Here is a 19,131-nt window from a genome sequence, read left to right as displayed (position 1 = left end):
TTCGCGTATAACAGGGATTCGAATACAGCTGAAAAATGGTGCCGAGGAGAGGACTTGAACCTCCACGGGGTTACCCCCACTAGCACCTGAAGCTAGCGCGTCTACCAATTCCGCCACCTCGGCACGAGGGACGACACACAATGAGGAAACCGTGTGTCCTGCGCTTCAGGAGCGCGCAATATAGTGCGCGGCTGGGGGGCTGTCAACGCCCCGGAGCGGGAATGTTTCCCTCCGGTGTGGTCGGCAGGGGGCGCGCAAACGCGTCCCCTGCGCAACAAAATTCCGCATGCCTCATAATGGGCGCTTTGCGCGCCCAGCCGGATTCCCGGCGAGGGGCTGCCCATTGCAACATCCACAGAGTTCACTGAATGCCAAGACAACGTCGCAAGACCCCCGCCGATCCCAATTTCGAGCGCGAGGCGCAGAAATACGACAACCCCATCCCCAGTCGCGAGTTCATCCTCGGGCTTCTGCAGGAAGCCGACAATCCGTTGTCCTACGACGAGATTGCGGAACGTCTGAAGATCGACGACGAGGATCGCCTCGAGGCCCTGCGCCGCCGCCTGAAGGCGATGGAGCGCGATGGGCAGGCCCTTTGCAACCGTCGCGGTGCCTATCTGCCGGTCAACCAGGAAGACCTGATCCGCGGTCGCGTGATCGGTCACCCGGATGGTTTTGGTTTCCTGGTGCCGGACGAGCAGGATGATGACCTGTTCCTGTCGCCGAAGCAGATGCGCGGGGTATTTCATGGCGACCGGGTTCTGGCCCGGGTCATGGGCGTGGATCGTCGCGGCCGTCGCGAGGGCGGGATTGTCGAGGTCCTGGAGCACAACACCACCCAGGTGGTCGGGCGCCTGAAGATCGAGGACGGTGTCGGCATCCTGACCCCGGACAACAAGCGCATCACCCACGACATCCTGGTGCCGCCGGACGGCCTGGGCGAGGCGGAGGACGACCAGATCGTGGTCGTGCGCATCCGTGAATCCGCTTCGCGCACGGCGCGCCTGCGTGGGGACGTGCAGGAAGTGCTGGGCGAGCACATGGCGCCGGGTATGGAGATCGACATCGCGATCCGCGCCCACGCCCTGCCGCACGAGTGGCCGGACGAGGTCACAGCGGCGGCCGACGAGCTGGGCGCCGAGGTGGCCGAGGCAGACAAGAAGGATCGCCTGGACCTGCGCGAGAAGCCGTTCGTCACGATCGATGGCGATGACGCCCGCGACTTCGACGACGCCCTGTACTGCGAGCCGGAAGGCAAGGGCTGGCGGCTGTGGGTTGCGATCGCCGACGTGTCGCACTACGTCCAGCGCGACGCCGCGCTGGATCGCGAGGCGCGCACGCGCGGCACCTCGGTGTACTTCCCGAACAACGTGATCCCGATGTTGCCGGAGGCCCTGTCCAATGGTCTGTGCTCGCTGAATCCGAACGTGGACCGGTTGAGCATGATCTGCGAGATGGAGATCGGTGCGCGCGGGGCGCTGAAGAGCTATCGCTTCCACGAGGGACTGATCCGTTCGCACGCCCGCCTGATCTACGAGGACGTGGCCGCGATGCTCGACGGCGACGCGGCGCAGCGCGAGCAGAACGCGCATGTGATGCCGAACCTGGAGACCCTGCACCAGGCCTTCAAGGCCCTGCACGCGGCGCGCAATCGCCGGGGCGCGATCGATTTCGACACCACCGAAACCAAGATCGTCTTTGGCGAGGACCGCAAGATCGAGAAGATCGTGCCGACGGTGCGCAATGATGCGCATCGCCTGGTCGAGGAGTGCATGATCATGGCCAACGTGGCCGCCGCGCGCTTCCTCAAGAAGCACAAGGTGCCGGCCCTGTACCGCATCCATGATCAGCCGCCGTCGGACAAGATCGATGACCTGCGCGACTTCCTCAATGGCGCGGGTCTGAGCCTGGGCGGTGGTGACGAGCCGAGCCCCGCCGACTACACCGAAGTCCTGAAGGCAGCGCGCCAGCGCACCGACCAGCAGCTGATCCAGACCGTGCTGCTGCGTTCGCTGAGCCAGGCCGTGTATGCCCCGGAGCTCGATGGCCACTTTGGTCTGGCGCTGGACGACTACGCGCACTTCACCTCGCCGATCCGCCGCTATCCGGACCTGCTGGTGCATCGCGGTATTCGCCATGTGCTGCGCAAGGGCAGTGGCAAGGCCTTTCCGTACTCGCATGGCGACATGGAGCAGTTGGGTGAGCATTGCTCGATGGCCGAGCGACGCGCCGACGACGCGACCCGCGACGCGGTGGCCTGGCTGAAGGCCGAGTACATGCAGGACAAGGTCGGCGAGACCTTCCCCGGCGTGGTCTCCGGAGTCACCGGGTTCGGTCTGTTCGTGGAGATCAAGGACGTCTACATCGAGGGCCTGGTGCACGTGACCAGCCTCGACAACGACTTCTACCACTTTGACCCGGCACGCCACAGCCTGACCGGCGAACGCGGTGGCCGGGTGTTCCGTATCGGCGACGAGCTCCAGGTGCAGGTGGCCCGGGTGAGCCTGGATGATCGCAAGATCGATCTGGCCCTGGCCCAGGAAGCGGGCCAGCCGAGTCCCGCCGCTCCGCCGACGAAAAAGCACAGCCGTCGTAGCAAGCGCCGCAAGGATGCCGATGCGGCGCCGGTCGCGGCCGCCGCCGAACCAACCGCAGCAGCGCCCGAGCCTGAGGCAAAACCCACAGCAGCCGGGCCGGAGGCGCCCGCGGCCGACGATGATGCCCCGGCGCCGAAGAAGAAGCGCCGCCGTCGTGGTGGCCGCCGCCGTGGGGCCGCCGGTGGCGACACGAGCCCTGCTGCCGAGCCGAGCCCGGCGAAAGAACCGAGCTCGGAGAAAGAGCCGAGCCCAGGGAATGAGGCGAGCCCGGGGAATGAGGCGAGCCCGGGGAATGAAGCAAGCCCGGGGAATGAAGCAAGCCCGGGGAATGAAGCAAGCCCGGGGAATGAGGCGAGCCCAGGGAATGAAGCAAGCCCGGGGAATGAACGGACCCGGGGCAGCGGACGTGGCCGGGGCAACGCACGCCGCCCGCGGAACGCGCCGGATGAAGGCAACAGCGATGCCCCGGAACCGGGCAACGAGGCGGTTCCGCCGCCGCGCCCCGAGGCCGACAAGGACGGAAATACCATTGTCGAGCCGAGTGCGGATCGCCCGGCCAAGGCCAAGGAATCCTCTGGGTCCGGACGTGGCCGCAGCCGTCGTCGACGTCCGTCCTCGTCCTGAGGCGCCGGGTGAACCCGCGTCTGTTCCCTCGCTTGCTCGGGGGCTGCTCAGACGGTGTCCGCCGGGGCGTTGACCCGTGGCGGGATCGCCGTGGCGGAGGTCCGCGATGAGCAAGGGGGGCAAGGGTAGCCGCGCCGAGACCTTTGGTGGCATCCACGCAGTGGCCGCCGTGTTGCAGCGGGCCCCGGAGCGGGTCAAGCGACTGCAGCTGGCGCCCGACCCCATCGAACCCGCCCTGGAGCGCCTGCGAGCGCTGGCGCAGTCGCGGGGTATCTCGATCGAGCGGGTAGGCCGCGAGCGGCTCGATCAACAGCTTCCGGGGTTCCAGAACCAGGGTGTGGTCGTGCACTGCACGCCGCGCCCGCTGCTGGACGAAAAGGCCCTGATCACCCGGGTGCGCGATGGCCTGGATCTGCTGCTGGTGCTCGATGGGGTGACCGACCCGCACAATCTCGGGGCCTGCCTGCGGACCGCGGATGCGGCCGGGGCCGGGGCGGTGGTCATGCCGCGCCATCACAGCGCCGCATTGACCCCCGCCGCCATCAAGGTGGCGTCCGGGGCCGCCGAGACCGTGCCGGTGGTGACGGTCGGCAATCTCGCGCGGACGCTGGCAGCCCTGAAGGATGCCGGGATGTGGACCGTAGGCCTGGCCGGGGAGGGGGGAGAGAGCCTCTATGACCTGGACCTGCGCCCGCCGACCGCGATCGTCATGGGGGCCGAGGGCGAGGGCCTGCGGCGTCTGACCCGGGAGGCCTGTGACCACCTCGCGGCCCTGCCGATGCAGGGCGCGGTGGAAAGCCTCAACGTCTCCGTCGCCACCGGCGTCACCCTGTTCGAGGCGGTCCGTCAGCGCCGCGAAGGTCCGCCGGCTGGTTCTGCGTAGCTGGTAGCCTTCCGAGGGGCGGTGCAAACCCCTGTTTCGCCGGCTCCCTGCTTGTTGTTGGCGCCCGCTTCGGTTATCGTGTCGCGCCTTTCTGCCCTGCGGCTGCGTCCGCTGGGTCGAACCCTTGCCTCACCGCATTTGACGGGAGGCTGATACCCGCAAGGAGTTCCCGATGCGTCATTACGAAGTTGTATTCCTGGTCCACCCGGACCAGAGCGAGCAGGTCCCGGCGATGATCGAGCGCTACAAGGGCCTGGTCGAAGGTCATGAAGGCAAGATCCACCGCCTGGAAGACTGGGGCCGCCGTCAGCTGGCCTACCCGATCCAGAAGCTGGTGAAGGCCCACTACGTGCTCATGAACATCGAGGCCTCGGAAGAGGCGATGGAAGAGCTCGCCAGTGCCTTCCGGTTCAACGATGCCGTGCTGCGCCACCTGGCAATGCGCATGGAAGAGGCCGTGACCGAGATCTCCCCGCTGGCCAAGGGCCAGGAAGAGGAGAGTGGCAAGGGCCGTCGCCGCGAGCGTGACGACGAGGGCGGCGAAGGCGCCTCCGACGACTCGGCTTCCGCCGAGTAAATCCCGCCCGTTCGTTGACCGAATCATTGAAGGAGATCTGACATGGCCCGTTTTCCGCGTCGCCGCAAGTATTGCAAGTTCACCGCCGAAGGCATCGAGTACATCGATTACAAGGACCTGAATCTGTTGAAGGGTTTTGTGACCGAGACCGGCAAGATCGTACCCAGCCGTGTCACCGGCACCAGCGCGAAGTATCAGCGCCAGCTGGCCACGGCGGTGAAGCGTGCGCGCTTCCTGGCCCTGCTGCCGTACAGCGATAACCACTAAGTCCCGCACCGGTTCGCCGGGGCCGTCGCCATGCGCGTACTGGCCGAATTTGCGATGAAAAGCCGGAGCCGCGCCGTAGGCGCGGTTTCCGGCTTTGGGGTGGCGGGCCTGTTCCTGCCTCCGGTGGCGCTACTCAGCAGTGCGCTGATCGCCCTCGTGGGGCTGCGCATCGGCCTGCGCCAGGCACTCCTGGTGATGGTGCTGTCCGCAGTGGTGCTCGGGGTGGCGATGTTTGTCCTGATCCCGGAGGCCCCGCTGTTCGCGGGGGTGGTTGCCGGGGTGGTGCAGTGGGCGCCAGTGGCGCTGCTCGCCGAGCTGCTGCGGCGCACGATCTCGTGGCGCATGACGCTGCAGGTCGCCGCCGCGGTCGCCGGGATCGGCGTGCTGGCCGTGCACCTGCTGGTGCCGGATCTGGAGTCCACCTGGGCCGAGGCGGGCATGGCCCTGCTGGGGCCTCTGGTCGAGGGCAGCGAGACCGGGCCACAGGAGTTGGAGGCGGGGCTGCGCCGCGCGGCGCCGTACCTGACCGGGCTCTTGGCCGGGATCCTGCTGCTGAGCCTGACGCTGGCCGTGCTGCTGGGTCGCTACTGGCAGGCACTGCTGTACAACCCGGGGGCGTTCGGCGAGGAGTTCCGGGGGCTGCAGTTCGGGCGGATGCTGAGTGCCGTCACGCTGTTGCTGGCCGGTATCGGGCATCTGGGCCCGGTCCCGGTGGCCACGGAGTTGGCGTTCATCCTGGCGGTGCTGTTCTTCCTGCAGGGGATCGCGCTGATGCACGCGCTGACCTTCCGGCAGGGGATGAGCAGCTTCTGGCTGGTGGGGATGTACGTGCTTCTGGCCCTGGCCATGCCGCAGATGTTTCTGCTGCTGGCCACCATCGGGGTGATCGACGCCTGGGCGGATATCCGCTCGCGACTGGGCCCCGGTTCCGCGCAGGGCGGGCAGGACAGTGACAACAATCCGTGAGACCGGTCCGAGACCGGTGTAGAATGCGCCCCTTCGGGGGCTGATCAAACGTTACAGGAATACCAAAGATGGAAGTCATTCTGCTGGAAAAGATCGATAACCTGGGCACCCTGGGCGACCGCGTCAACGTGCGTCCGGGATTTGCGCGCAACTTCCTGCTGCCGCAGGGCAAGGCCAAGTTTGCCACCGCCGAGAACATCGCCGAATTCGAGGCGCGTCGCGCCGAACTGGAAAAGGCGGCGGCCGAGGCCCTGGCTGCGGCCGAGGCCCGCAAGGAAAAGCTGGACGCAACCGTGCTCGAGATCACCGCGAAGTCCGGTGGCGAAGGCAAGCTGTTCGGCTCCATCGGCCCGGCGGACATCGCCGACGCGCTGACCGCCAAGGGTACCGAAGTCGAAAAGCGCGAAGTGCGCATGCCGGAAGGTCCGCTGCGCACCACCGGTGAATTCGAGATCGGCCTGCACCTGCACTCGGACGTGGACGTCGACATCCGCGTCGTCGTGATCGGCGAAGAGTGATCCGCCGGATGTCGGGAGGGTGGCCCCACCGGGTCGCTGATACCCGGCACATGGGCGGGTTCGTCGCATGAACTCGCCCATGATCCCGAACCCGCGGGTCCCCCCGCATTCCGAGGAGGCCGAGCAGGCGGTCCTCGGAGGGCTGATGCTGGATAACGCTGCCTGGGACCGGGTGGCGGACCGCATCACTGCAGACGACTTCTACCGCCATGATCACCGCCTGATCTTCCGGGCGGTGTCCGCGTTGGCGGATCGTAATGCCCCGTTCGACATGGTCACCGTGTCGGAGCAGCTGGATCGCACGACCGAGCTGGAATCGGCCGGGGGCATGGCCTATCTCGGACGGCTGGCCGCCGAGACGCCGAGTGCGGCCAACATCGTGGCCTATGCGGATATCGTCCGTGAGCGCTCTATCCTGCGTTCGCTGATCTCGGTAGGTACCGAGATTGCCGATTCCGCCTATACCCCGGACGGCCGCGGTTCCAAGGAACTGCTGGACGTGGCGGAGCAGAAGGTCTTCCGCATCGCCGAGCAGGGTGCGCGCGGGGCTCAGGGCTTTCGCGGGATGAAGCCACTGCTGACGGCGGCGGTGGACCAGATCGAGTATCTCTACGAAAGCCAGAATCCGATCACCGGGATTGCCACCGGTTACCAGGATCTGGATGCGCTGACCTCGGGGCTGAATCCGGGCGATCTGGTGATCGTGGCCGGGCGGCCTTCGATGGGGAAGACCTCGTTCGCGATGAACATTGCCGAGTATGTGGCGATGAAGAACTCCGAGCCGGTCGCGATTTTCTCCATGGAGATGCCGGGTGAGCAGCTGGCCATTCGCCTGCTGTCCTCGATGGGGCGGATTAACCAGCAGAAGCTGCGGTCCGGACGCTTGGAGGATGGCGACTGGCCGCGCCTGACCAGCGCGGTGCAGATGCTGTCCGAGGCCCCGCTGTACATCGACGATACGCCGGCGCTCTCGCCCACCGAGCTGCGAGCACGGACCCGGCGGTTGATGCGCGAACACAAGGGCCTGGGCCTGATCGTGGTCGACTACCTGCAGCTGATGCAATCCCCCGGCAGCAGCGAGAATCGCGCCAACGAGATCTCGGATATCTCGCGTGGCTTGAAGGCCCTGGCGAAGGAGCTGAGTGTGCCGATGATCGCGTTGTCGCAGCTCAACCGTTCGCTGGAACAGCGTCCGAACAAGCGCCCGGTGATGTCCGACCTGCGCGAGTCCGGGGCCATTGAACAGGATGCGGACATCATCGCCTTCGTTTATCGCGACGAGGTCTACAACGACGAGTCGCCCGACAAGGGCACGGCGGAGATCATTATCGCCAAGCAGCGTAATGGTCCCATCGGGACCGTGCGCCTGACCTTCCACGGGCAGTTCACCCGTTTCGAGAACTACGCCCCCGACGTCTACGGCGAGATCGGCCACTAGGCACGACGTGAGACGCGCGGCCAGCATCCACCTTCATCCCGAGGCGCTCCGACACAACCTGGGTGTGGCGCGCCGCTTGGCGCCGGGCGTTCCGATGTGGTCGGTCATCAAGGCCGAGGGCTACGGCCATGGTCTGCTGTGGGCGGCCGAGGCCCTTGCGCAGACGAGCGATGGTTTGGCGGTCTCTCAGATCGGCGAGGCCCGCGCCTTGCGCGCTGCCGGCTTCGGCGGCCCACTCCTCGTGTTGCAGGGCCCGCGCGACGTCTCCGAGGCGCGTGCCTGTACCGAGTTCGACCTGCAGCCCGTGCTGCACGACGCGACGCAGCTTGACCATCTCGACGCCGCTGGCGTGGTGCTTCCCGTGGTCTGGGTCAAACTCAACACCGGCATGAATCGCCTGGGTTTCGCGCCGCAGGTGGCAAAGCGTGTCGCCACGCGTTTGCAGGCCGCTGGACACGGGTGCGGTGGCCTGCACTGGATGACGCACATGGCGTGCGCCGACGAGCCCGGGCATCCGCAGAATGCCCGCCAGCTGGAACAATTCGGCGCGACGGTTTCCGCTTTCCCGGGGCTCCGTAGCGTAGCCAATTCGGCGGCCCTGTTCGCCGGCTGGGGCAAGGGCGGAGCGTCGGCGGCGCCCGGCGACTACTGGGCACGCCCCGGCATCATGCTCTACGGCGCGCATCCGGCCTCGGTCCCCGTCGAGGACCTCCCGGAGGGCCCGGACGGTGATCTGCGCCCGGCGATGACCGTGCGCGCCCCGATCATCGCCACCCAGCCTCTCGAGCCTGGCAGTACGGTGGGCTATGGCGCGACCTGGACCGCCGCCGCGCCGGGCCGTGCCGGGATCGTGGCAATGGGATATGCCGATGGCTACCCGCGGCATGCCCCGTCGGGCACGCCGATCCTTGTGCAGGACCGGCTCTGCCCGTTGATCGGGCGTGTCTCCATGGACATGCTGGCGGTGGACCTGTCCGGGTTGCCGGAGGTGCAGGTCGGCGCCATGGCGACGTTGTGGGGCGAGGGCCTGCCGGTGGAGCGGGTCGCCCGCGCGGCGGGCACCATCAGCTACGACGTGCTCACGCGCGTGGCGGACCGGCTGCAGCCCGGAAACTGACGGAAACGCCGGGTACACTGTCCGGTCAGCAATCCGTGGCCCGAGAGACCCCAATGACCGATTTCGATCCCAGCGAATACGACCCGCAGACCGTCGCCATCCGCTATGGCTACCAGCGCACGCCCGAGGGCGAGCACTCCGAGGCGATCTTCCCGACCTCGAGCTTCGTGTTCGGCTCGGCCGCGGAGGCCGCCGCGCGCTTCGGTGGCGAGGTCCCGGGCAATATCTATTCGCGCTTCACCAACCCCACCGTGCGCACCTTCCAGGACCGCCTGGCCGCGCTGGAAGGCGGCGAGGCCTGCGTGGCGACAGCCTCCGGGATGTCCGCGATCCTGGCGACCATGATGGGCCTGCTGAAGGCGGGCGATCACGTGGTCTGTTCGCGCTCGGTGTTCGGGACCACCACCGTGCTGTTCAACAACTACCTGGCGCGTTTCGGCGTCGAGGTGACCTACGTCGAGCTGTCGAACCTCGAGTCCTGGGAACAGGCGACGCAGTCGAACACGCGGCTGTACTTCTGCGAGACGCCATCCAACCCGCTGGGCGAGGTGGTGGACATCCGTGCGCTGGCCGACATCGCCCATCGCCGCGACGTGCTGCTCGCGGTGGACAACTGCTTCTGCACGCCGATCCTGCAGCGCCCGCTGGATCTGGGAGCCGATATCATTATCCACTCGGCGACCAAGTTCCTTGATGGCCAGGGCCGCTGCCTCGGCGGTGCCGTGGTGGGCGGCGCCGAGCGGGTGGGCAAGGAGGTCTACGGCTTCCTGCGCACCGCGGGTCCGACGTTGTCGCCGTTCAACGCCTGGGTGTTCCTGAAGGGGCTGGAGACGCTGCCCCTGCGCATGCGCGCGCACAGCGATAACGCACTTAATCTGGCGCAGTGGCTCCAATCCCACCCCGCGGTCACGGCCGTGCATTACCCCGGCCTCGAAGATCACCCGCAGCACGCGATCGCGAAGCAGCAACAAAGTGGCTTCGGCGGGGTGCTCAGCTTCGAGGTCGCCGGCGGACGCGACGCCGCCTGGTCGGTGATCGACGCCACGCAGTTCCTGTCGATCACCGCGAACCTGGGGGATGCCAAGACCACCATTACCCATCCGGCCACCACCACCCACGGTCGCGTGGACCCGGAGAAGCGCGAGGCCCAGGGTATTACCGAGGCCCTGGTGCGGGTCGCGGTCGGGCTCGAGGCCGTCGCCGACATCCAGCGCGATCTGGCGCGCGGCCTCGACGCCCTGGGCTGAGACGGGTATGTCGGCTTCCAGCGGGGAGGCCCGTTCGCAGCCGCGCCGGCCGCGCCCGCGCTGGCGCGTCCTGCTGACTGTGGTCATTGCGTTCCACCTGCTGGGCTTCCTGTCCTCGCTGGATGCGCTGATGTCCACCCGCACATCGCAGGGCGCGGTGGCCTGGATCGTTTCACTCAACACCGTGCCGTATGTGGCTGTCCCGGCCTACTGGGTGTTCGGCGCCAGCGAGTTTCGCGGCTATGTCGTGGCGCGCCGCGACGAGGACTCCAGCCTGGCCCGCGCCCTGCAGCCGAAGACCGAGGAGCTGTGGTCCCACCAGTACCTCGCAGAGGAACCCAGCAAGCACCTGGACGGCGTCCAGCAGCTCGCCCGCTGGCCGTTTCTCCACGGCAACGAGGTCGAGCTGCTGGTGGACGGCGAGGCGACCTTCGACAGCATCTTCCGGGGGATCGAGCAGGCCGAACGCTACCTGCTGGTGCAGTTCTATATCGTGCGTGACGACGCGATCGGGCGCGAACTCCAGCGCCGGCTGGTGGAGCGTGCCGAGGCCGGTATCGAGGTCTATTTCCTGTATGACGAGATCGGGAGCTACCGCCTGCCCGGATCCTATCTGGATACCCTGCGCGAGGCCGGTGTGCACGTGCAGCACTTTCACTCCACCCGCGGACGCGGCAATCGCTTCCAGCTGAACTTCCGCAATCATCGCAAGATCGTGGTCGCCGATGGCGAACAGGCCTGGGTCGGCGGGCTGAACGTGGGCGACGAGTACCTGGGCCGCGATCCGGCAATCGGTGCCTGGCGCGACACCCACCTGCGTATTGCGGGGCCGTCCGCCCTCGCGTTGCAGTCGGTGTTCCTGGAGGACTGGCACTGGGCCACCGAGGCGGTCCCGGAGCTGGAATGGAAGCCGGCGACCATGGCGGAGGACGGGGTCCCGGTACTGATCCTTCCCTCCGGTCCGGCCGATGAATTCGAGACCGCCAGCCTGATGATGCAGCAGGCGATCCACGCGGCGGACCGGCGCATCTGGATCGCCAGCCCGTACTTCGTGCCCGACGAGGGCGTGCAGGGCATGCTCAAGCTGGCCGCCTTGAGCGGCGTCGACGTGCGCGTGCTGATTCCCGAGGTCACCGACAACCCGCTGACCACGCATGCGGCCTACGCCTTCCTGGGGCCGCTGCTGGACGCCGGCGTGCGCATCTATCGTTACGAGGAAGGCTTCCTGCACGGCAAGGCGTTCGTGGTGGACGACATGGGCGCGGCCGTGGGTACCGTGAACCTGGACAACCGTTCCTTCCGGCTGAACTTCGAGGTCACGGCACTGGTGCTGGACCCGGCCTTCGCGCGCGAGACGGCGCGCATGTTCGAGGCCGACTTTGCCCGTTCCCGCGAGATGACTCCGCAGGACGTGGACGACCTGCCACTCTGGCGCCGGGTGGCCGCGCGTGCCGCCTACCTGCTGGCGCCGGTGCTGTAATGTTCTTGTGCTTCCCTGCTTGATCTATCTCATGTGAACGGTCCACGACGCTGCTAGACTTGTAAAAAGAATGCTTTTTCGAGGCCTGCCCGTGTCGCGAGCCCTGTCCCATCTGCTGACTCTGCTGATTGCCGCTGCGCTGTTGCTGGCGCCGATCGCCGGTGCGGGCATGATGCATGGGGATCACGGGGCGACAATCGCCACGCCGGGCCACTGTCCGGATCAAGGCGCCACCTCGCCCTCGGAACCCCTGCCTTTGGACCCCGCCGTTCAGGCGGACTTCTCGGGCTGCGAGATGCCGTGCGCGGTTTGCGGTATCTGCGGGGCCTCCGCCTTGCCTTCCTCCGTGACCAAGCCGGTCACAGCATCGCTGTCCCGCCCCGTTCCGGGGGCCGTGGCCATGGGTCCCGGCGCCCGTTCGGGCCCGGATCTGCGTCCCCCTCTCTGAGTCCTCCCTGGCCGGGCGTCCGCCCGGCCCCGGGCGATTGCGGATCGCCCCCTCGATACGCGAAACCGCGTATCCCCGTTGAATTTAAGTCCTTGGGAGGACTCCATCATGATGAATGAACAAGGTTTTGGCTGGCTGGGCGGTATGGGTCTTGGCGGAGGCCTGATCGGCCTTCTGGTCCTGGTACTGCTGATCCTCGCGATCGCCGCGTTGATCAAGTATCTGTTCGGTGGCCGGTAAGGAGTCACGCGATGACGACGTCAGAAACGAAGCCGGCGACCGCACGCGAGGCGGTGGTCATCGTCCCCGGAATGGGATCGGACCACTGCGGGGGCATCGTGCGCGCGGCGCTGGAAAAGACCCCGGGGGTGACCTCGGTGGGAACCAATATCGCCCGGCACCGGGTGACGGTGGGGTATGACCCCGACCAGGTGGACCCGCAGGGGCTGCGCGCCGCGGTGGAGGGCGCCGGCTACGACGTCGCGCAGGTCGAGGGCGAGGCCGGGGGTTCCGGTTCGGTGCGGCTGGTGGTGCCGGGCATGGGCTCGGATCACTGCGCCGGCATCGTGCGCGCGGCGATCGAGAAGCTCGACGGGATCGAATCCATACGCACCAACATCTCCGACCATCGGGTCACAGTGGAGGTGGCGGCGGACGGGCCCGATGGCGAGGCCCTGCGCGCGGCTGTGGAGGGGGCCGGCTACGACGTGGCGGCGGTGGAGACCGACGACGCCGCCAGCGAGGCGGACGACGCGGCGATCGACGCCGCCTACGTGAAGCAGGCCTGGAACCGTCTGTGGTTCGCGATGGTGCCGACCATCGCGATCATGGTCCTGATGATGCCGCACATGTTCTGGCAGCCGATCCCCGGCTATCTGCTGATCATTGCGTTGCTGGCCTTCCCGGTGGTGTTCCTGGCGGGGGGCGCGGCCACGCATCGCTCCGCCTGGCGTTCGCTGAAAAGCGGCAATCTGAACATGGACGTGCTGATCTCCATGGGCTCGCTGCCGCCCTACCTGATCGGGCTGGTTGGTTTCGTCTATCCGATGACCTCGTTCATCGAGATGGCGGCGACCATCATGGCCTTCCATATGCTCGGGCGCTATCTGGAGTATCGCGCGAAGGGCGAGGCCTCCTCGGCGATCCGCAAGCTGCTGGACCTGGGTGCGAAGACCGCCCGGGTCGAGCGTGATGGCGAGGAGGTCGAGGTGTCGGTCAAGTCGCTCCAGGTGGGCGACGTGATGATCGTGCGCCCGGGCGAGAAGGTGCCGACCGATGGCGAGGTGGTGGCCGGCGAAAGCACCGTGGACGAGTCCATTGCCACCGGCGAGTCGGTCCCGGTGGACAAGGGCGAGGGCGACACCGTCCTCGGCGCCACCCTGAACCAACAGGGGCGATTGAAGGTGCGCGCCACCCGCGTCGGCGCCGATACCTTCCTTTCGCAGGTAATCCGACTGGTCAACGAGGCGCAGGGCTCGCGCGTGCCGGTGCAGGAACTGGCGGACCGCATCACCGCGCGCTTCGTGCCGGCGGTGCTGGTGATCGCGCTGGCGTCGTTCGCGGCCTGGCTGGCATTCTCCGGGGCGTTGCAGCCGATCCTGGTCTGGGGCGAGGGCTTCCTGCCCTGGGTCGATTCCGAGCGCCCGCCGCTGGTGCTGGCGATCCTGGCGGCGATCGCCGTGCTGGTCATTGCCTGCCCCTGTGCGCTGGGGCTGGCCACGCCCACCGCGCTGATGGTCGGGTCCGGCATGGGGGCCGAGCGGGGCGTGTTGATCCGCTCGGGCTCCGCGATCCAGACGCTCAAGGACATTGCGGTGATCGTGCTCGACAAGACCGGCACCATTACCCGGGGGAAGCCCGCGCTGACCGACGTCCTCCCGGCCGAAGGCTTTGACGAGTCCCGAGTGCTGCGGGCGGCGGCGGCCGTCGAGGCCGGTTCCGCACACCCGCTGGCCGATGCCATCGTGCAAGGGGCGCGCGACAGGGGCCTGGAGGTCGCCGAGGTCGAGCAGTTCCAGTCACACACCGCGCGCGGTGTGGAGGCCCGCCTGGACGGCGAACGGGTGCTGGTGGGCAGCCAGCGCCTGCTGGAGGAGCAGGGCCTGGATCCGTCGGCCCTGCTTGGGCCGTTGCGGGAACTGGAGGATGCCGGCAAGACCGCGATGCTGGTGGCTATCGGCGACCGGCCGGCTGGCGTTGTCGCGGTCGCCGATACGCTCAAGGAAGAGTCGCAGGCCGCGATCGAACAACTGCATGCCCTCGGCATCCGCTGCGTGATGGTCACCGGCGACAACGAGCGCACCGCGAATGCCGTGGCCGCTCAGGTAGGGATCGACGAGGTGCGCGCCGGGGTGTTGCCGGAGGGCAAGGTCGAGGCCATTCGCGAGTTGCAAAAGGAGTACGGCGAGCACGTGGCAATGGTCGGCGACGGCATCAACGACGCCCCGGCCCTGCAGCAGGCCAATGTCGGCATCGCGATCGGGGCCGGCGCCGACGTCGCGATCGAGGCCGCGGACGTGACCCTGGTGCGCGGGGAGCTGACCAAGGTCGTCGAGGCCGTCCAGCTGTCGCGGCTGACCTTCCGCAAGATCGTGCAGAACCTGTTCTGGGCCTGGGGCTACAACAGCGCCGCGATCCCGATCGCCGCGGCCGGGCTGCTGCACCCGATGATCGGTGTGGTCGCGATGACCGCCAGCTCGCTCTCGGTGATCGGCAATTCCATTCTGCTGCGCCGGAGCATGCCGGCATCCCGTACTGGAGAAAAGCAATGATGAAACGACGTCAGTTTCTGGGGCTGGCCGCGGCGCTTCCCGTCATCACCACATTCGGCGGTTGGAGCCTGTTCAACCATGCAGTGTCCGCCCCCCGTTTCGACAACGCCCTGTTTCTGCCCGGCGCGGACGGCCCGTTTGCGGTGCTCGCACCCAACAAGCCGTTCACCCTGGTCGCGGAGCAGGGGTGGCTGCCGGTGCCGGGGCGCGAGGAGACCCCGTTCCTCTGGTACCGGACGCAGATGAACGGCCATGAATACCAGAATCCGATCCTCTTGTTGCGCACCGGCGATGAACTGGACGTGACCCTGGACAACCAGCTCGACGAGGGCACGATCATCCACTGGCATGGCCTGCATGTTCCGGGCCGGGTGGACGGCCATCCGATCCATACGGTCGACCCCGGTGAGCAGTACGAATACCGCTTCAAAGTGACCAACCGTGGCGGTACCTACTGGTATCACACCCATGCCCATCACCGGACCGCGCGCCAGGCCCACCAGGGGCTGGCGAGCTTCCTGCTGGTGAGCGACGACGACAACGAGGCGCTGAACGAGGCGCTGGGGCTGGAGCTGGGCACGACCGACCTGCCGCTGGTACTGCAGGACAAGCGCTTCGACCGGCTCGGCCATCTGGTGTACCGGCCGAACCCGATGCAGGGGATGATGGGCTATCTCGGCGACGAGGTGCTGGTGAACATGACGCCGGCCGCGACGCACGAGGTGGAGCGGCGTATCCATCGCCTGCGCCTGCTGAACGGCTCCACCGCCCGGATCTACCGGCTGGCCCTGCGCGCCGAGGGTCAGGCCATTCCGTTCCGGGTCATCGGCACGGACGCGGGGCTGCTGGAGTCGCCCCGGGAGGCCCGGGAGGCCTTCCTGTCGCCGGGAGAACGCCTGGAGGTCCTGGTTGACTTCGCCGCGTTTGCCGGAGGCGACCGGGTCGAGCTGCACAGCCTGGAATTCGACCCGATGGCCGGTGGCGGCATGGGCGGCGGAATGATGGGGCGTGGCATGGGCGGCGGCATGGGTCGCATGATGGGTGGCGGCATGCACGACGGCGATCCGCTCGCATTGCTCGAGTTCGTGGTCCGCGAGGGCGAGGCGGTCACCGCCGAGGTGCCCGAGCGTTTGTCGCGGATCGAGCCCATCGACGTGACGGATGCCGGCGAACGGGATATCCGTCTGGACATGGCACCGATGCAGTGGCGCATCAACGGAGAGACGTACGCTCCTGACCGGGTGCCGATCGAGGTGGATGCCAATACGCGGGAGGTGTGGACGATCCGCAATGCGGACCGCAGCATGCCGCATCCGATGCATATCCATGGCTTCTCGTTCCAGGTGCTGTCACGTTCAGGCGGTCCGGACTTTGTGCGCCAGCAGGCCGTGAACGATGAAGGCCTGACCGTCACGGACCTGGGCTGGAAGGACACGGTCCTGCTGTGGCCGGGCGAGACGGTGCGCATCGCGATCGACTTCACCCATCACTACGATGGCGATCAGCTCTACGTGTTCCACTGTCATAATCTGGAGCACGAGGACAACGACATGATGGTGAACGTGCGCGTCCGGGCCTGACCGTGCGTAGCGACAGAGGGATGCCATGAGCGAAAGACCGCGGCCGCACCCGGCCGTCTACCGCGCGGCCGAGGCCGCCCTGCGCGATTGCGACCCGGAGGCCAAGTGCGAGCGTGTGCTGGAGTTGGCGCGCGCCTGGTGGGCGGATGAGCTGGAGGGAACGGATGCCCCCGCGCCGCAACGCATGGAGGTGCCGGGGCGGCCGGAGCGGCCGGTGCTGGTGCATCCGAAGGAGCTGCCGCGGCGTGGACTGAATACCACTGCCGGTCGGGTCGCGCTGGTGCATGCGGTGGCGCACATCGAGTTCAATGCGATCAACCTGGCGCTGGATGCCGTGTACCGCTTCCGCGACATGCCGGCGCCGTTTGTCAGCGACTGGCTGCAGGTCGCGGCAGAGGAGGCGCGGCACTTCCGGTTGCTGCGGGCGCGTCTCCTCGAGCTGGGTGCGGACTACGGGGATCTGGCGGCCCACAACGGCTTGTGGGAGGCGGCGCTGGCGACCGACCACGACGTGATGGTGCGCATGGCGCTGGTGCCGCGGGTACTGGAGGCGCGCGGGCTGGACGTAACCCCGGGCATGATCCAGCGGCTGGAAGCGGCGGGCGACACCGACACCGTGGCCCTTTTGGAGATCATCCAGCGCGAGGAGGTCGCGCACGTGGCGATCGGTACGCACTGGTTCCGCGAACTGGCCCGGGCACGCGGTCTCGATCCCGAACCGCTGTTCCTCGACCTGCTGGCCGAATACATGCCCGGCCGCGTGCGCCCACCATTCGCGCACGCGGCACGCCGCGCCGCCGGCTTCACCGAATCCGAGATGGCGCAACTGGAGGCCCAGGCCGCCCCGACCTCGCTGTAGGATGCCGATGAGCGCAGCGAATCGCATCAATACCGAGCGTTCTCTTGCGCACTAAGGCTGGCCCTGGTTCGTCCTCCGGTATTTACGGTGCCTTCGGTCCGCCGCCTGCCACGCGCTCACTCGCCAGCGCACCGCGAGGTACTTTCTTGCTTGCCCAAGAAAGTACCCAAAGAAGGGCACCCGGATTTCGCCCGGGAACCTCGCTCCGGACGCGCTGGGCCGGCGGCGCTGAACTCGCTGCGCTGCGCTTGGCTCAGACATCCAGCGCCTTCTCCCGGCCCATCACGCCCTCCGCGAGGGGCTCCATAAGGGAGAAGAAGGTCAAAACAGGCGGTATCCAGACACCAGCAACCAGCCCGCACCCCGTAGGGTGCGGTTGAGCGCAGCGAAACGCACCGTTTCCCACGCCGCGCGAAACCCGGATGCGATTCGCTGCGCTCATCACATCCTACGCCCCCCGGCGCCCGCTCTGCGGGCGCGGCACGCAACGGCCGAAGGCCGAGCGTGCGGAAGATGTATGAACACCTAGCCATCATCCACTGGCAAGCACGCGGGGATAGCCGTTGTTTGGACCTGCCTCCCCGTTGTCGTCGCGCCGAGTGGAGAGGCTTTTCGCGGGACGATTCTAAATAGACACGGGGCGCTGGATGTCTGAGCGAAGCGCAGCGTAGCGAGTTCAGCGCCGCCCGCGAAAAGCCTCGGAGCGAGGGAAACCCCGGCCCGCGCAGCGGGCCGGGGTCGCGGCAGTCGGGCGTGTTTCTTGGGTACTTCTTTGCACGAGCAAAGAAGTACCTCGCGGTGCGCTCGCGAGAGAGCGCCTGGCAGGCGGCGGACCGGAGCCACCGTAAACACCGGTTGCCGAACCAGGCCTAGCCTCGACGTAAAAGGCTATCTTCGTACGGATACGATTCGGGACCCTGTGGCCTGTCTATTAGGGCTTGGCGGGGGCGTTCGCGGGCAAGCCCGCTCCCACAACACTCGCTGTGGCGGATTCGATCAGGTGCAGAGGAGGTGTTCGGGGTAGGGCGAGCCGTCGAGTTGGCGCAGGACGGGGCCCGTCGCGTCGATCTCCAGGTATCCCGGATGTTCGTCCCAGGCGGGCAGGACGCAGCGTTGGCGTGGCTGGCCGTCGACGGTCAGCTCATGGATCGCCGGGCGGTGGGTGTGGCCGTGGATCATCAGCGGGACGTCGGCGTCACGGAAGGTGCCGGCGACCGCCTCGGCATTGACGTCCATGATCGCGGCGGCCTTCATCTGGCCGCTGTCGCGGCTGGCGGCGCGCATGGCTTCGGCCTGGCGGATGCGTTCTTCCAGCGGATGGGCGAGAAACGTCCGTTGCCATTCGCCACTGCGTACCTGCTGGCGAAACGCCATGTGTTCGGTGTCGTCGGTGCACAGGGAGTCACCGTGCAGGAGCACGGCGGGTCCGCAGGGCAGTGCCGCATGCAGGGGGTCGGGAGCCAGCTGCATCCCCGCGCGCGCGGCGTAGGCCTCGCCCACGAGAAAATCCCGATTGCCATGGATAAAGGCAACCGGGATGTCCAGGGTCTTCAGGCCTGCGGCGAGCCGTTCGGCAGCGGGAAAGCCGGCGTCGTCGCCGACCCAGTACTCGAACAGGTCGCCGAGGATGTACAGAGAGGAGGCCGCGCGCGCCGGCCCTTCGAGGAAGGCGAGCGTGGCCTCGAGCAGGGGGCCGGGTTCGCGATCCAGATGCAGGTCGGAGATGACCAGGGCCGGCGCGCGGGCACTCACGAAGAGG

The 19,131-nt window shown here is 67.4% G+C and carries 16 protein-coding genes, 1 tRNA gene and 1 pseudogene; 15 read left to right on the top strand and 3 right to left on the bottom strand.

Annotated features, from left to right (window positions below; all coding sequences use genetic code 11):
* Positions 1–36: 36 nt before the first annotated feature.
* Positions 37–123: transfer RNA gene (locus TVD_RS10880), tRNA-Leu, on the bottom strand.
* 245 nt (positions 124–368) lie between these two features.
* Between TVD_RS10880 and rnr the strand changes: the two genes are divergently transcribed.
* The 15 genes from rnr (at position 369) to TVD_RS10815 (ending at position 17,372) form a co-directional block, all read left to right on the top strand.
* Positions 369–3,221 carry a ribonuclease R gene (gene rnr / locus TVD_RS10875; RefSeq protein WP_047251599.1) on the top strand — a complete coding sequence of 951 codons (2,853 nt, stop codon included), beginning with the start codon at positions 369–371 and terminating at the stop codon, positions 3,219–3,221.
* 106 nt (positions 3,222–3,327) lie between these two features.
* Complete coding sequence (gene rlmB / locus TVD_RS10870) at positions 3,328–4,104, top strand: 23S rRNA (guanosine(2251)-2'-O)-methyltransferase RlmB (RefSeq protein WP_018176111.1); 777 nt, start codon at positions 3,328–3,330, stop codon at positions 4,102–4,104.
* 172 nt (positions 4,105–4,276) lie between these two features.
* Positions 4,277–4,681 carry a 30S ribosomal protein S6 gene (gene rpsF, locus TVD_RS10865; RefSeq protein WP_018168152.1) on the top strand — a complete coding sequence of 135 codons (405 nt, stop codon included), beginning with the start codon at positions 4,277–4,279 and terminating at the stop codon, positions 4,679–4,681.
* Positions 4,682–4,723: 42 nt separating this feature from the next.
* Positions 4,724–4,948, top strand: coding sequence for a 30S ribosomal protein S18 (gene rpsR, locus TVD_RS10860; RefSeq protein ID WP_018144049.1), 225 nt, complete (start codon positions 4,724–4,726; stop codon positions 4,946–4,948).
* Between the two features lie 30 nt (positions 4,949–4,978).
* A complete protein-coding gene (locus TVD_RS10855; RefSeq protein ID WP_018649735.1) occupies positions 4,979–5,914 on the top strand; it encodes a YybS family protein in 936 nt (311 codons plus the stop codon).
* A 68-nt stretch (positions 5,915–5,982) separates the two neighbouring features.
* Complete coding sequence (gene rplI / locus TVD_RS10850; RefSeq protein ID WP_018144047.1) at positions 5,983–6,432, top strand: 50S ribosomal protein L9; 450 nt, start codon at positions 5,983–5,985, stop codon at positions 6,430–6,432.
* 79 nt (positions 6,433–6,511) lie between these two features.
* Positions 6,512–7,870, top strand: coding sequence for a replicative DNA helicase (gene dnaB, locus TVD_RS10845; RefSeq protein WP_018144046.1), 1,359 nt, complete (start codon positions 6,512–6,514; stop codon positions 7,868–7,870).
* A gap of 7 nt (positions 7,871–7,877) precedes the next feature.
* On the top strand, positions 7,878–8,987 hold the full coding sequence (alr, locus tag TVD_RS10840) for an alanine racemase (RefSeq protein WP_047251598.1): 1,110 nt from the start codon (positions 7,878–7,880) through the stop codon (positions 8,985–8,987).
* Between the two features lie 53 nt (positions 8,988–9,040).
* On the top strand, positions 9,041–10,234 hold the full coding sequence (locus TVD_RS10835) for an O-succinylhomoserine sulfhydrylase (protein ID WP_018176107.1): 1,194 nt from the start codon (positions 9,041–9,043) through the stop codon (positions 10,232–10,234).
* 7 nt (positions 10,235–10,241) lie between these two features.
* A complete protein-coding gene (gene cls / locus TVD_RS10830) occupies positions 10,242–11,714 on the top strand; it encodes a cardiolipin synthase (RefSeq protein WP_047251597.1) in 1,473 nt (490 codons plus the stop codon).
* A 91-nt stretch (positions 11,715–11,805) separates the two neighbouring features.
* The gene (locus tag TVD_RS14945) at positions 11,806–12,162 is read left to right on the top strand and encodes a hypothetical protein (RefSeq protein WP_240472271.1); all 357 of its coding nucleotides are present in this window, start codon (positions 11,806–11,808) and stop codon (positions 12,160–12,162) included.
* A 108-nt stretch (positions 12,163–12,270) separates the two neighbouring features.
* A complete protein-coding gene (locus TVD_RS15000) occupies positions 12,271–12,402 on the top strand; it encodes a hypothetical protein (protein ID WP_017925682.1) in 132 nt (43 codons plus the stop codon).
* A gap of 11 nt (positions 12,403–12,413) precedes the next feature.
* The gene (locus TVD_RS10825) at positions 12,414–14,933 is read left to right on the top strand and encodes a heavy metal translocating P-type ATPase (RefSeq protein WP_047251596.1); all 2,520 of its coding nucleotides are present in this window, start codon (positions 12,414–12,416) and stop codon (positions 14,931–14,933) included.
* Positions 14,930–16,513: a multicopper oxidase family protein gene (locus TVD_RS10820; protein WP_018649738.1), complete on the top strand. Its 1,584-nt coding sequence runs from the start codon at positions 14,930–14,932 to the stop codon at positions 16,511–16,513. Before TVD_RS10825 ends, TVD_RS10820 begins: the two co-directional genes overlap by 4 nt.
* 25 nt (positions 16,514–16,538) lie before the next feature.
* Positions 16,539–17,372, top strand: a complete 834-nt coding sequence (locus TVD_RS10815; protein WP_018176103.1) for a ferritin-like domain-containing protein — start codon at positions 16,539–16,541, stop codon at positions 17,370–17,372.
* Between the two features lie 253 nt (positions 17,373–17,625).
* Here the strand turns inward: TVD_RS10815 and TVD_RS15070 are convergent.
* Positions 17,626–17,908, bottom strand: a pseudogene (locus TVD_RS15070) (hypothetical protein).
* A gap of 460 nt (positions 17,909–18,368) precedes the next feature.
* A complete protein-coding gene (locus TVD_RS10810; RefSeq protein ID WP_047251595.1) occupies positions 18,369–19,124 on the bottom strand; it encodes a UDP-2,3-diacylglucosamine diphosphatase in 756 nt (251 codons plus the stop codon).
* Positions 19,125–19,131: the final 7 nt, after the last annotated feature.

Origin of the sequence: Thioalkalivibrio versutus (assembly GCF_001020955.1) — a bacterium.
Lineage (GTDB): Bacteria > Pseudomonadota > Gammaproteobacteria > Ectothiorhodospirales > Ectothiorhodospiraceae > Thioalkalivibrio > Thioalkalivibrio versutus.
The sequence above is the reverse complement of the archived record's forward strand: the minus strand, read 5'-3'. Positions and strand labels throughout refer to the sequence as shown.